General features: G+C 61.3%; 12 protein-coding genes and 1 pseudogene. 10 read left to right on the top strand and 3 right to left on the bottom strand.

Annotated features, from left to right (window positions below; all coding sequences use genetic code 11):
* Positions 1-36: 36 nt before the first annotated feature.
* The 5 genes from FNZ07_RS28985 (at position 37) to FNZ07_RS28965 (ending at position 4,422) form a co-directional block, all read left to right on the top strand.
* Positions 37-915, top strand: a complete 879-nt coding sequence (locus tag FNZ07_RS28985) for an AraC family transcriptional regulator (RefSeq protein ID WP_091011322.1) — start codon at positions 37-39, stop codon at positions 913-915.
* Positions 916-944: 29 nt separating this feature from the next.
* Positions 945-2,039, top strand: coding sequence for an alpha/beta hydrolase family protein (locus FNZ07_RS28980; RefSeq protein ID WP_245811452.1), 1,095 nt, complete (start codon positions 945-947; stop codon positions 2,037-2,039).
* A 230-nt stretch (positions 2,040-2,269) separates the two neighbouring features.
* Positions 2,270-3,361: a glycosyltransferase gene (locus FNZ07_RS28975; protein ID WP_091011324.1), complete on the top strand. Its 1,092-nt coding sequence runs from the start codon at positions 2,270-2,272 to the stop codon at positions 3,359-3,361.
* Positions 3,362-3,438: 77 nt separating this feature from the next.
* On the top strand, positions 3,439-3,798 hold the full coding sequence (locus FNZ07_RS28970) for a hypothetical protein (protein WP_143098053.1): 360 nt from the start codon (positions 3,439-3,441) through the stop codon (positions 3,796-3,798).
* Positions 3,799-3,984: 186 nt separating this feature from the next.
* A complete protein-coding gene (locus FNZ07_RS28965) occupies positions 3,985-4,422 on the top strand; it encodes a GNAT family N-acetyltransferase (RefSeq protein ID WP_170275853.1) in 438 nt (145 codons plus the stop codon).
* A gap of 9 nt (positions 4,423-4,431) precedes the next feature.
* Here FNZ07_RS28965 and FNZ07_RS28960 read toward each other — a convergent pair.
* Positions 4,432-5,408: pseudogene (locus FNZ07_RS28960) on the bottom strand (SDR family NAD(P)-dependent oxidoreductase).
* Positions 5,409-5,529: 121 nt separating this feature from the next.
* On the opposite strand from FNZ07_RS28960, the gene FNZ07_RS28955 reads away from it, so the two are divergent.
* Positions 5,530-6,108 (top strand): TetR/AcrR family transcriptional regulator, encoded by a 579-nt coding sequence (locus FNZ07_RS28955; RefSeq protein WP_091011328.1) that lies wholly within the window; start codon positions 5,530-5,532, stop codon positions 6,106-6,108.
* Positions 6,109-6,173: 65 nt separating this feature from the next.
* On the opposite strand, the gene FNZ07_RS28950 is transcribed toward FNZ07_RS28955, so the two are convergent.
* Entirely contained in the window at positions 6,174-9,710 is a 3,537-nt protein-coding gene (locus FNZ07_RS28950) for an ABC transporter ATP-binding protein (protein WP_091011329.1), read from the bottom strand.
* 118 nt (positions 9,711-9,828) lie between these two features.
* Between FNZ07_RS28950 and FNZ07_RS28945 the strand changes: the two genes are divergently transcribed.
* From FNZ07_RS28945 to FNZ07_RS28930, 4 genes are all read left to right on the top strand, one after another.
* Complete coding sequence (locus FNZ07_RS28945; RefSeq protein ID WP_091011330.1) at positions 9,829-10,719, top strand: LysR family transcriptional regulator; 891 nt, start codon at positions 9,829-9,831, stop codon at positions 10,717-10,719.
* A 23-nt stretch (positions 10,720-10,742) separates the two neighbouring features.
* The gene (locus tag FNZ07_RS28940) at positions 10,743-11,327 is read left to right on the top strand and encodes a GNAT family N-acetyltransferase (protein WP_170275852.1); all 585 of its coding nucleotides are present in this window, start codon (positions 10,743-10,745) and stop codon (positions 11,325-11,327) included.
* Positions 11,328-11,367: 40 nt separating this feature from the next.
* Positions 11,368-11,877 (top strand): GNAT family N-acetyltransferase, encoded by a 510-nt coding sequence (locus FNZ07_RS28935; RefSeq protein ID WP_091011332.1) that lies wholly within the window; start codon positions 11,368-11,370, stop codon positions 11,875-11,877.
* A gap of 131 nt (positions 11,878-12,008) precedes the next feature.
* Complete coding sequence (locus FNZ07_RS28930) at positions 12,009-13,160, top strand: serine hydrolase domain-containing protein (protein ID WP_091011333.1); 1,152 nt, start codon at positions 12,009-12,011, stop codon at positions 13,158-13,160.
* A gap of 32 nt (positions 13,161-13,192) precedes the next feature.
* Here the strand turns inward: FNZ07_RS28930 and FNZ07_RS28925 are convergent, their stop codons facing one another.
* Positions 13,193-14,101, bottom strand: coding sequence for a LysR family transcriptional regulator (locus FNZ07_RS28925; protein ID WP_091011334.1), 909 nt, complete (start codon positions 14,099-14,101; stop codon positions 13,193-13,195).
* Positions 14,102-14,104: the final 3 nt, after the last annotated feature.

The following is a 14,104-nucleotide window of genomic DNA, read 5'->3' as shown; positions in this document are numbered from 1 at the left end:
ATACATCGGCGGCGATGGCGCTAAGCTAGCGCCATCATGAAAGCCACTACCGAAAGCGATTACCACCACCGGATCGCCCGCGTTATCGAGGCGATTCTCGTTGATCCAGGTGCACCGCACACGCTGGAAAGCCTCGCTTCGATCGCGCATTTCTCGCCGTTTCATTTTCACCGTATCTATCGTGCGCTGACCGGTGAAAGCGTCGCTGAGACCGTTCAGCGCGTGCGACTCGCCCAGGCGGCGCGTCATCTTACGGACGCGAGCGGCCCGGTGAGTACGGTGGCATCCGATGTCGGCTACGACAGTCCGCAGGCCTTCGCCAGAGCATTTCGCGAATTTACCGGCATCAGTCCGAGCACGTTTCAGACGCGGCAACAACGTCTGGGCACTCCGCAATTGGATAACGAAACGTCCATCGCGCACAGCGATGAGCAATCGGCTGGCCTCGACTGGCCATCGGTCGAACTCACCGAGTTACCTCCAATCGACGTCCTTTGTCTTCGTCACACAGGCCCGATCGCGACTATCGGCCAGACTTTCCGGTCGCTATTACGAGTGCTGAAGTGCGACGGCGAGACCGCGAAAGACCAGCGCATGATCGGTATCTGCACCGGCGATCCGGAACTGGACGACAGCTTTTGCTACCTCGCCGGTATCGTGCTGGCTACGCCGCTTGAGCCGGTCGGCGCGGTCGAACCTGTACGACTCGATGGCGGTCTTTATGCGACTCATCGTCTCGTTGGCCCTTATGCGCTGATCAATCCAACCTTTAGGGTGCTGATCGGCGGCTGGCTGCCGCAAAGCGGATACGAACCCGACGACCGCCCCGTGCTCGAGGTTTATCGCAATCCACCGTTATCCGGCCTGCGGCACGGGCGCGTCACCGATCTCATGATTCCCATTCGAAAGGGTTGACCATGTCTTCTCGTAGATTGGCTGTCGTCGTGTCTCTGGCGTTGCTGTGGACAGGTGCTGTTTCAAATGCTGCTTTAGCCGCGGACAACGACGACCCCTATCACGTTGGAGAAACCTCACGGCTGTTTCATCCCGAGGTAGCGCGCAACTGGCGCGGTGCGGCGACCGAGGGACTCGTTACGCAGATCTGGTATCCGGTATATAGAGGCACACCGGAGTCGCGACGTGATATCGGCTTGGCGGACCGCCAGTTTTTCCGCGCGCATCCGGCTGCCGATGACGCGCCGCTATCGGCTAGTCACGCAAAATATCCGCTGCTGCTTTTATCGCACGGTACCGGTGGTAGCGCGGGTAGTCTCGACTGGTTAGCATCTGCGCTTGCCGCGAACGGCTACATCGTCGCGGCGGTGAATCATCCCGGCAACAATGCGCTAGAGCCGTTGACGCAAGATGGTTTCATGCTGTGGTGGGAGCGTGCTACGGACGTCAGCGAAGTGCTCGATGGAGTACTCGCCGATCCTGTGCTCGGTGCGCATATCGATCGTGACCGGATCGGTGCCGTGGGGTTCTCGCTGGGCGGCTATACGATTCTTGAACTGGCGGGCGCGCGAACCAATCTCCCTGCATTCCGGAATTTTTGCAGCTCACCTGTTGCAGATGCAACCTGTCGTCCGCCCGAAAGGAAGCGTCTCAACGACGATCACGTACCGGTTAGCTTTACACCAGAGGCGACCGCATCCATGGCGCGCGCCGGAGCTTCCTATCGGGACGAGCGCATCAAGGCCGTTGTCGCGATCGCTCCGGCTCTTGGCGAGGCATTCGACAACGCATCGTTCGCTAACGTAGATATTCCTGTGTTGCTGCTTGGTGGTACCGCCGACGTAACGGTGCCGGTTCAAACCAACATTCACCGTATAGCCGGGCTGATGCCCAACGCGCAGGTGATCATGGTACCCGGGGCATCACACTACACATTTGTCGACACATGCTTGCCTGCTATGGCCAAGCGCTTTGCGAACCTTTGCGAAGACGGTCCAGGTGTCGATCGCGATGCAGTCCATGCACTGGCAATAGAAAGATCGTTACATTTTTTTATGACGACACTACTTGCAAGGTCGTCGTAACCCAACGCTTCGTCGTGCGCAGGCCTGTTGAGATGCATACCGACGTCATACCCAGCGCAGGCTAGGGCTACAGCCGCAGCACATCACACACGGCATCTACGCCAAAGCCCCGCGTATTCAATCCGAAAGCGTAACGACAGGGAACGTCCCTTGCTCAGATCACGTGGCAGTGTTCGTCGTGTGAGTGCAAGTCAGTACGACTACGAGATCCCTTATGCATCGAGTTGCCAATGCACTGTTACGATAAATTTCGCGCTCGCACACATTTTCGATTCGACCCCTACGACACGAGTTCTATGGATATATCGATAGCGATGGCCGCCTATAAGGGCGAACGTTTTCTTCGCGAGCAACTGGATAGCATCGCCCGGCAAACTCTTCTGCCATCCGAACTGATCATCACCGACGACAGCCCGGATAGCGGAACGCACGACATAGCAGTCGAATTTGCACGCAGCGTTCCCTTTCCTGTCCGCATAGTGCGCAACGAACGTCGCCTTGGATTCCACGAGAATTTTTTCAAGGCTATTTCGCTGTGTCGCGGCGAGTTCGTTGCATTCTGCGATCAGGACGATGTGTGGACCAACGACAAGCTCGAGCGCATAGCAAAAGAATTCGCGGACCCCGACGTGATGCTGGTGGTGCACGGAGTCAAGGTGGTCGATGCCGATCTCAACGTTCGACCTGACAACACCGCGGCGCATTGGTCTTATCGGGGCGTCCATGAACCATTGACGACGAACCCCTGGTACGTTCTGTTCGGTATGTCGACGGTCGTTCGACGCTCCATTTACGACTATATCGACTGGCACGATCGACCGGAGCATCCTGTCGACCCCGGCTATCCGACCTCGCACGATACATGGGCGTGGTTTGTCGCGACATCGCTGGGAAAAATCTTCGCGATCACCGACGAACTCGCGCTTTACCGCCAGCACGAAAACAATAGCTGCGGTGTTTCCGCCGATCGTGACATGGGGGAAACCGTCAAAAGAAGTCGATCCGCAGGCGCTGCGCACTATCGCAGGATGGCGATGGCTGCGTCAGGCCGTGCGGAAAAGCTGCGGCAGGTTTCGCCGCGCGCGCCGGCCCAGATCCAGCAACGCGCCGTTACTGCGGCGAAATACTATCGAAAGCTTGGTGAGCGCTTGCGCCGGCGCGCCAATCTTTATAGCGCCGCCACGGCCACGCTCAAGCGCGTGAATACGGTGTTCCGGTTGTTAGCGTCAGGCGCTTATCAGCCGATCGACAAGGGTGGCCTTGGGCACCGGGCCTTGTTGAAGGATGTGCATGCAACCGTTTTTCACGTCAGTATCGAGTGACGTGCGTTTGAGGAACGCGTGCCGGCTAGTTCGTGTTCCGGTTGCAATCAAGAACCGGCCTCGCTGCGTGACGAATTGTGACTTACACCAGCGTGGACTGGATCAAGGACGCTTCGGCCGGTGATGCCATCTCGACGCTGCGCCAGTACAAGCTCGTCGTGATCGGCGGCTGCGACATGCTTCAACTGTCGACGTACTGTTCGGCGGATTCCAGCGAATTTACGAACCGGCAGCAAAACGGCCTGATGAAGCGCCTCGACGATCCGTTTCTCGTTCTCGACGATCCCGAGCGTGTCCGCAAGACATCGTCGACACGTGCGGGACGCTCGACAACCTCGCGTATGTCGACGTCAATGCCGTTACGCGCATCGACTGGCTGTTTGACGACGGCTTTCATATGCGGCGGGAGGGCTATTACGAACTGGCCCAGGCCGTGACCCGGGTTTTCGACGATTCGAGCGAGGAAGGTCAACCGGTTGTCGCGCGGGCTGTCGCTGTTTGAGCGAAAGGGAGTGTGTCAAGGTCGACACGACGACGGTACTATTGTCGTCCAGACCAGCCAATGAGCCGACGTTCCGAACGACATGAACTCTCGCGAGACCAGTGCAATCCAGTTGATCCCAATGTCCGAAGCTACAGTCGACCGGCAAACGCTGTTCGCGCTTTACAAGCTCTCGCTATACGAATACATCGACCAGACATTCGGCTGGGACGAAGATTTCCAGCAAGATCGCTTCAGCAAGTCGTATCCAGATCCGGAAATTTCATTGATCGTCTTGGGCTCAGCAACGGTAGGGTACTTCGCGTTAAGGAATGAGCCGGACTCGCTCCACCTATCGCTGTTGCTTCTACAACCAGAATCCAGAAACCGAGGGATCGGCCGGACGGTGATGCACACATTGATGTCGCGAGCAGCAGCGTCCGGCCAGCCATTGTCCCTCTCATGTTTCTTAAGCAACCGGGCAGCGATCAGCTTCTATCAGAAGCTCGGTTTCCGCGCCGTGACGGAAGACGAGCACTTCATAACGTACCGATCTCCCATCCCTGGTCAAGCAACGTGAACCGCGGTATCAGAACGATTCACCCACCAGCTCTTCACTCTTGCGCCAGAGCGCTTCGGCGTTAGCAGCATCGAGCGCATAGCGTTTAACGCCTTCGCTGACGGGTGTAATGACCACATCGTCGGCAACCGCGTGACTCACGTGGCAGTTCTCGCAATATTTCCCGCCGACGTCTTCGGCTGACGCGACCACCGCAGCCCACACCGACGTTGCCGCACCCTGCGGGACGGTCTTGAACTGGAACGGCCCTTTGCCCTCGGATGCAAGCTGACTGTTGATCGTATCCACGAGCTTCGTCATCTGCTCCGGGTCCATATGGCGGCCAAGTTCCGTTTGAATCCCGCCAGGATGGACGGCAGTTGCCCGCACGCCGCGCGCCCGATGTCGCTGGTCGAAGGCAACCGCGAAGAGGATGTTCGCGGTCTTGGCGCGCCCATAGGCGACGAATGGCTCGTAAGGCGTGCGCTCGAAGCCTGGATCGTCGAGGTCCACGTTCGCGTAACGGTGTCCCGAGGACGCCAGCAAGACCACCCGGCCGCCAGCCGGAATCAGCGAGGCGACGCGATTCACGAACACAAAATGCCCCAGATGATTCGTGCCGAACTGCGTCTCGAAGCCATCCGCTGTTTTGCCGAACGGCGTCGCCATCACGCCTGCATTCGCGATGATGATGTCGATGGGTTTGCCTTCCGCCTGGAGCTTGTCGGCGCAAGCGCGGATGCTCTCGAGGCTGGCGAGATCGAGTGCAATCAGATCGATGCGGCCGCCCGCGGCTTCGGCGCCGCGCCGCGCTTCGGCAATCGCCTGCTGCGCTTTCGCCAGGTCTCTGGCCGTGCCGATGACACTCGCCCGCGCGCGGCTAGCGCCCGGGCCGTTTCCACTCCGAGCCCCGCCGAAACGCCCGTGACAAGAATTCGCTTGCCGCGAAGATCGACGCCTGAAAGCACGTCGTCGGTTGTTGAAGTCGCACCAAATAGGTCCGCCATGTTCGCTGCTCCATCGCAATAAAGTTGACGTTATTGCCCAATCCGGATAAAACGGAGCTTCCCTCCGCTTTGATTGCATCATAAACGGAGACAGCCTCCATTTGCAAGCACCCAGATATAGATGAACGACTCGACGCCAAAAGAACGAAAACCGAGAGCAGATGCGCTGCGCAATCGCGAGCGCATCCTCGAAGAAGCGAAGAAGGCATTTACGCGAGAAGGGGACGACATCAGTCTCGAGGACGTTGCCCGCCAGGCGGGCGTAGGGCCGGGCACGCTCTACCGGCACTTCCCGACTCGCGATGCGTTGCTGGAGAGCGTCTATCGCGCCGAGGTGACGAAGCTCGCGGAAGAACAGCAGCGCTTGTCCGATTCGCTGCCCGCGCTCGAGGCGCTGCGGTCGTGGATGCGGCTTTTCGTCGACTACATCGCCACGAAGAAGATCATCGCGCCCGCGTTGAATTCGATCGTCGGGGGGCCGGCGGAAGTGTACAAAGCGTCCGGAGCGCAGATCACGGAAGCGATCCAGTCGCTCGTCGCGCGTGCTGTTGCCAGCGGCGACATTCGTCCCGATCTCGAGCCACTGGATCTTCTGCGCGCGCTGGTCGGCGTTTCGAATGTCGCGTCGGCGCCGGATTGGCAGGAAAGTGCGAAACGGCTAGTGGATATCCTGTTGCTCGGGTCGCGGCCGCCGGAGTAATTTCCGTGGCCGAACCCGAGCTGTCGCTGACGTGAGCGGATCACCGTACGATAACCACGCATACGCTACGCAGCCAGCGCCCCAGACTGATGCGCAACGAGCCGCGCATACGCACCGCGCGCCGCCAGCAACTCGGCATGCGAACCCGCTTCGATGACTTGCCCGTCACCCATGACGAGAATCGTGTCGGCGTTCTGGATCGTCGATAGCCGGTGCGCGATGATGATCGAGGTGCGCTCCGCCATCAAATCGTCGAGCGCGGCCCGGATCTGCTGCTCGCTGATCGTGTCCAGATGCGAGGTCGCTTCATCCATGATCAGGATCGGCGCGTCCTTGAGGAAGGCACGGGCGATCGCGACCCGCTGACGTTGCCCGCCCGACAACTGCACACCACGCTCGCCCACGCGGGTCGCCAGACCTTCCGGCAGACGATCGACAAATTCGCTTAGCGCGGCCCGCTCCAGTGCGCGACGGACATCCGCATCGGACACGTCGCGTCCCGCGAGGCGGATGTTGGCTTCGAGCGTGTCGTTGAACAGGTAAGTATCTTGCGCGACCAGCGCGATATGGTCGCGCAGATCGGCGAGGCGCAGCCGGCGCAGGTCGGTGCCGCCCAGCGTGATCGTGCCTTGCTGCGGGTCCCAGAAACGCAACAGCAGATTGGCCACCGTCGATTTGCCCGCGCCCGACGCGCCGACCAGCGCCACGGTGCTGCCGGGGCGCACCGCAAAGCTCACGCGATTCAGCGCCGGTGTGCCGCGGCCAGGGTATGCGAAGCTCACCGCATCGACCTGCACTTGCGGGTTGGCGGGTACCGGTTGATCGCCGTCGGTCACCGCTTCGGTCTCCGACTCGACGACATGCAGCCGGCGCGTGGCGGCGATCGTGTCCGCGAGCTGACGCGCGACCTGGCCGATCTCCGCGACCGGCATGAAGGCCGCGACGGCGACGAGCACGAGCAGCGGCAACCATTCGTGCGCAAACCAGCCGTGCGACGCGAGCACCGTGCCGACCAACGCCACAGCAAGGCCACCGAGGCCAGTCGCTACTTCGAGCGCGGCGCTTTGACGCGAGAGGTCGTCCAGCAGCGCCGATCGATGTTGCTGATAGGACGCGAGATCGTTGAGGAAAACGCTGCGGCGGCGGCCCGTTGCCTGGAACGCTGCCAGTTCGGCGAGACCCTGAATCGTCTCCGTGAGATGCGCACCGAGCTGTCCCAACGCAGCGCGCGCCTCGCCGCCAAGACGATCGATCTTGCTGCGCGCAAAGACAGGCGTCAGGCCAGCCCACGCGAGAAACGGCAACAGCACCAGCGCAAGCGGCCACGCTGCCCATGCGAGCAGCGCCAGCACGCTGGCCGGAATCAGCACGGCGACGAAGGCCGGCGCCACCGTATGGGCGTAGAAATATTCGACCATCTCCACGTCCTGGGTTGCGAGCGTTACCAGATCGCCGGAGCGACGGTACAGCAGATAGGCGGGTGCGAGACGCTCCAGTTTGGCGAACAGGGCGATACGCATTTCGGCGAGCATGCGATAGGCCATGTCATGCGCCATGCCGGATTCGAGCCAGTGCAGCGTCGCTGCGATCGGCGCTGCGATCAGCAGTCCGATGGTCAGCCCCACGACGGGTCGACCCGACGCAACGCCTGCAACCACGAGCGCGCCCAGCACACCGACGCCGATAAAACTCAGCACCCGGCCGACGCCGCACAGCACGGTCAACGTGAGCTTCACTCTCCATGGCCACACGAAGCGCAACAACGTACGCAAGGTCGCAGCCCAGCCGATTGCGGCGGCATCTTCGGAAAGCGGTCGCACTTGCGGCCCCGACGACGTCGCAGTGGCGCGTACTGTTTCGATGATCACCGGACGTTCGCCGGCCGCTGCGACCTGCGGTCCCATCAGGCGGCGATACGCGCCCGGACGGCCGATCAGTTCGGCATGCGTGCCGCTCTCGACCACACGCCCCTGATCGAGCACGAGAATCCGGTCCGCGCCGATCACGCTGGACAGACGGTGCGCGAGGATCAAGGTCGTGCGGCCTCGCATCAGCCGGTCGAGTGCCTGCTGGATGACCGCTTCGTTCTCGGCATCGACGGCGGATAGCGCTTCGTCCAGCACGAGGATGGGTGCGTCGCGCAGCAACGCGCGCGCAATCGCAATGCGCTGGCGTTGGCCGCCGGACAGCGTCGCGCCGCGTTCGCCGATACGCGTCGCGTAGCCGTCGGGTAGCGCGGCGATGAAGTCGTGAATGTTGGCGGCTTTCGCTGCGGCGATCATGTCGGGCTCGCTGGCATCGTGCCGGCCGAGCCGCAGGTTGTCGGCGATCGTGCCGTCGAAGAGCGTGGTGTCCTGCGCGACGATCGCGATCATGCCGCGCACCTGATCGGGATCGAGGCTGCGAATGTCGTGACCGCCAATGCGGATCGTCCCGGCCTGTGCATCGTGCTGTCTTAGCAGCAGTCGCAGGATCGTGGATTTCCCCGCACCGCTCGGCCCGACGATACCGACTGTCTCCCCGGCGGCGATTTCGAAGCTCAGTCCGGCATGCGCATCGGCGCGTCGCCCAGGATAAGCAAAGCCGACGCTGTCGAACGCAATACGCGGTGTCAGTCCGGGCACATGCGCGGCGCCTCCGGTCGGCGCATCGCTGCGCGCTTCCAGCAGCGCATGCACCGCGCTCGCCGCCGACTGCCCGATCATCCCTTGATGCAGAACCGAGCGCAGATCGCGCAACGGACGAAAGATCTCGGTGCCGGCCATCAGGATGATCAGCAGCGCTTCCAGACTCATCTCGCCGTGATGCACGCGCCAGGCGCCCACCGCGATAGCGGCGGCTGCGCCGAGGCCGGTGCCGAGATCGGTGAAGAAGCGGGTCATCAGACCCAACGTGAGTACCCAAGTCGTGCTGTTGGACAACTCGCGCGCGCGTCCGGCAAGCTTCTTCGCGAAGGCTGCGCTCTGGCCGAATGCCTTGAGCGTCGGCAGGCCTTGCACGGCATCGAGGAACTCTTCGCCGAATGACTTGAACGCAGCGGCGCGAGCGATGGCTGCGCGCTTGTCGGCGTTATGGACCAGCATCGGCAGCGCGAGTGTCGCCAGAGCGGCAACCAGCAGCACTGCCGCGGTCGGCACGTCCCACCAGGCGAGAACGGCGAAGATCACGACCGGCGCGCAGGCTGCGATGATGAGCTGCGGCAGGTAGGCGCCGAAGAAAGTCTGCAACTGCTCGACACCGTCGATCACCGCGAGCATCACACCGCCGGTGCGTTCTGCACCGAACCACGCCGGGCCAAGTTCGGCAATGCGATCGAAGAGACGCGCGCGCAGCACCGATTGCACGCGCCCGGCGGTAGCCTGAGCCAGCACGGCCCGCCGATGATCGAGCCACGCGCGCAGCAACATGCAGGCCACGGTGGCGGCTGCGGCGAGCGCGATCTGCTGCAACGGCGCGCCGCCGAACGCGAGCGCGAGGACGCGGCCGAGAAAAACGAAACGCAGGACGCCAAAGCCCATGGCGATCAGGCCAAGGCCCGCCGCGCCGGCCACGCGCAGTCGCAACCCCGCCATCATCATCCATAGCTTGCTATCGAAATACATCCCTACCTCCGGTCGGTTCAGTGCGATTTACTTTTGGTCTTGCGACGTTACCTTGCGCCGGACAGGCAGGCAAAAGATGGTTTTTCATCGGGTGTTGAATATCCTACAATACCCGCCTATGTCCACGATCCCGCCACTGCCAGCGTTGCGCGCGTTCGAGGCCGCTGTGCGGCTCGGCGGCTTTGCGCGCGCGGCCGCCGAGTTGAATGTGTCGACCAGCGCTGTCAGTCATCAGATCCGCAACCTCGAAGAGACGCTGGGGGTTCGGCTGCTCGAGCGCAGTACTGGAGTAGGGGGGATTCGCCTGACGTCGGCGGGATCGGATCTGCTGCCCTCGGTGAGTAGTGCGCTGTCGCTGCTGGAAGATGCGTGCTCGCAGATCAAGGGTGTCGTAAGGCGACTGACCGTTTCCGCCAACGCATCGTTTTCGACGATGTGGCTCGCTCGCCGTCTCGCTGAGTTTTCGTCGAGCTATCCCGACACGCCGCTGAACGCCATCACACAGGATGGCGAGCCCGATATTGCCAGGCACGGCATCGATCTCGCTATCGAGCACATATCCGAACGCGCGGTACGTCCCGATGACATCGTGTTGTTCCGCGAGGAAGTGTTTCCCGTGTGCAGCCCCGAGCTGCATGCGTTCGCGTCCACAGCGGTTTGCCGATGCCGCCTGCTTCAGGAAACGCACGACGATTTCCCCGAGATCGATTGGCGTAACTGGTCGTCGGAGTTCGGCCTGCCTGACGACTTCGAAACCAAGATCGTGCGCTACAGCAGTTTTAGCCAGGTGATCGGCGCGGCAGTGGGCGGCGCGGGACTCGCACTCGGCCGCTCGGCGCTGGTGGATGCGGAACTGCGCAGCGGACGTCTGGTGCGTGTGTTTCCCACGCTGTCCCGGCCGGCTTCGTGGTGTTTCGTGCTGCGCCACGGGTCGACTCGCCGGCATCGGATGCTGGATACCTTGATCGAGTTTCTGCGCGCGGAAGCGGCGGAGCGTTGCGGCGTTTGAGCGGACAATCGATGCATTTCGAAATGAATCAAATGCTGTTCGAGACGGACGGCTATCGCGCCATCAAACTCGTTCGCAGTGACATCCCCGTCATTCAGACCTTCCTGGAAAAAAATCCCGGGTACTTCCTGTTAGCCGAGGGTCACCCACCGACAGAAACTCAAGCCGCCGAAGAGTTCGAAAGCGAACTGCCTGAAGAATGGCCATTTACCGAGCAGATCGCGATTGGATTCATCGATGTAAGCAACGAGTTGACCGCCTATGCCTTCGTTATTTCGGATCTCTTTGCCAAGGATGTCTGGCATCTGGGATTGTTTATCGTGTCGACTGAACAGCACGGCCAAGGTGTAGCGCGGCACCTGTACAACGCGCTTGAGAAATGGTTCAAGGCGTCGGGTGCGAAGTGGGTGCGCCTCGGTGTCATCGACGGCAATAAGCGCGCGGAACGCTTCTGGGAGCGCAACGGTTACGTCGAAGTGCGGCGCCTCGACGACTACGTGATGGACAACGCCACGCATACCATTCGCGTGATGAACAAGCCTTTGGGTGAAGCAGGACTGAGTGAATACCTGAGTCTGGTGAGTCGGGATCGTCCTGACGAATACTGACACTTCCTGATAATCCTCTACCACTATCCCATGGAGAAGCATGAGTCTCGTTCGACTAAGCCGCGCGACCCGCGCCGATGCCGCCGATCTGATCGCCGCAAACTCGGCGAGTCGGGAATACCACCTGCCGTGGGTCACGTCGTTCAACGATCAGTCAGGCTTTGATAACTGGTTTGCACGCGGACTCACTGGACCCAACGTCGGTCTCGTCGCACGCGAAGCCGCATCGAATCGCGTCGTCGGTGTGATCAATCTGAACGAGATCGTAGCGGGCGCATTTCAAAGCGCGTATCTCGGCTACTACGGCATGGCGGACTTCAGTCGCACCGGACTCATGACCGAGGCCCTGCGAATGGCAATCGATTTTGCGTTCGGCGAACTGGGCCTGCATCGACTGGCGGCCAACATTCAGCCGGAGAATGTTGCATCGATTGCGCTCGTGCGACGGGTGGGTTTCAGGCAGGAAGGTTTTTCGCCGCGCTATCTGCGCATCGATGGTGAATGGCGGGACCATGAGCGTTGGGCGTTACTTGCCGACGCGTCCAGATAGCTCCCGAATCACGATGTGAAATGCAGTGCCCGGGTTCACGAGCCGATTCTCGTTCCTGACGCACAATGGTTCGGTTCGTCCCAGTGACGATTTCGCGTACCCATTCCCCATCATGAATGCAGGAGATCACCATGGCTTTTGACGGTTCGGCTATCAAGGCTTTGCTGGACAACGCTGTATCGAAGGGAGCCGTTCACGGCATTGCGGCAGTGGTCGTCGACCGCAGCGGCACGCTGTTCCATCACGCGGTCGGCGAGGCTGGCCCGCACGCGATGTTCCGCAACGCATCGATGACGAAAGCCGTGGCCACCACGGCGGCGCTGCAGTTCGTCGAGAAAGGATTGCTGAGCCTCGACGCGACCGTCGAATCGATTCTGCCGGAATTCGGTCAGCTGCAAGTGCTGGAGGGTTTCGACGGCGACACGCCGCGCCTGCGTCCGCCTGCCAGCAAGGCCACCGTACGCCAGTTGATGACTCACTCGGCCGGCCTCGGGTATTTCTTTCTCAGTGAGAAGTTGTCGCGCTACCACGAGCTGACCGGTGAGCCTCAACCGCTGACAGGGCTAAAGCGCAGTCTTTTAATGCCACTCGTGAACGATCCCGGCACCACCTGGGAGTACGGCACCAACACCGACTGGCTCGGGCTCGTGGTCGAGAAGCTGTCGGGGCAGAGTCTGGGCGACTACCTCAAGCAGCATGTGTACGGGCCGCTCGACATGAACGACTCGACCTTTGAACCCACTGCCGAGCAGCGCAGCCGTTTGGTTCGCGTGATGCAGCGCCAGGCCGACGGCACGCTCAAGCCTTCGAGGCTCGACTTGCCTCCCACCTCGGAATGGGACGCGGCGGGCCACGGGTCCTACGGTACGGCGCAGGACTACGGCCGTTTCCTGCGGGCATGGCTCAACGACGGAGCCGGCGTTCTCGAACCGGCAACCGCACGGATGGCGCTGCAAGATCATCTCGCGCCGATCAAGGTCCCGACGTTCCTCAAGTCCGCGATGCCCGAACTGACGAACGACGTGTCCGCACCGCCGGTGCCGCAAAGCTGGGGTCTCGGCTTCCATCTCACGCTCGACAACGTGCCGGGCATGCGCAGCAAAGGCACCGCCGACTGGTCCGGGGTCTTCAATACGTACTACTGGATCGACCGGGAGAAAGGCATCGCCGCGGTGCTCATGACGCAATTGCTGCCGTTCTTCGATATGCCTGTTGTGCACACACTCATTGGCTTCGAGAATGCCGTGTACCGGCAGGTGGGAGCGGCTGTTCCGGCTGCATGACGATAAAGCGGAGCGCAGGCGGCGAGTGTGGTTCAAACCGTACTCGCCGCAGCATTCCAGTCGGACTCACGCGCGAGCGCAACGAACGCCTGAAGATAATCGATCGATATATCGGTCTCGCGTACACCGAGAAAGATCTGCTTGGCGATGCCTTTCTTGCCGAGCCGAACCGGCTTGATCGCGACCTTGCTCGCGTACTCTTCCACGAGCCAGCGCGGTAACGCAGCGACACCGCGGCCGCTCGCGACCATCTGCAACATGATGTCGGTCGTTTCGATGACCTTGTGCCGCTTCGGCGAGATGTTTGCGGGCATCAGAAACTGGTTGTAGATATCGAGCCGATCGATTTCGACCGGATACATAATCAGCACTTCGTCGGCTAGCGCTTCGGGTGGAATGAAGGGTAAATGTGCGAGCGGATGCTTGCATCCCACCACGAGCACCTGCTCGTAATCGAAGACCGGTTCGAATAGCAGCCCAGGTCTTCTTAGCGGGTCCGGCGTGACCAGAATGTCGATGTCGTAGCCGAACAGCGCGCCAATCCCGCCGAACTGGAATTTCTGTTTGACGTCGACATCGACGTCGGGCCAGCGCGCCAGATACGGCGAGACGACCTTGAGCAACCATTGGTAGCAGGGGTGGCACTCCATACCGATGCGCAAAGTACCGCGCTGTCCCTGCGCGTATTGCTTCATCCGCTCTTCCGCGTGTTCCATCTGCGGCAACACGCGGTTGGCCAGCGCGAGCAGGTATTGACCGGCCTGCGTGAGGCGCAGATTGCGCCCCTCGCGATCCCACACAGCCGTACCGAGCTGCTGCTCCATCTTCTTGACCGTGTGACTGAGCGCCGATTGCGTGAGGCACAGCACATTGGCCGCTGCAGTCAGGGAGCCTTGGCGGTCCACTTCCCGGATGATGGCCAGATGGGTTCGTTCAAGCATCGT

The sequence above is a fragment of the Paraburkholderia megapolitana genome (assembly GCF_007556815.1).
Classification (GTDB): domain Bacteria; phylum Pseudomonadota; class Gammaproteobacteria; order Burkholderiales; family Burkholderiaceae; genus Paraburkholderia; species Paraburkholderia megapolitana.
Note: the sequence above shows the minus strand (reverse complement) of the source record. Positions and strands in the feature narration are given on the sequence as shown.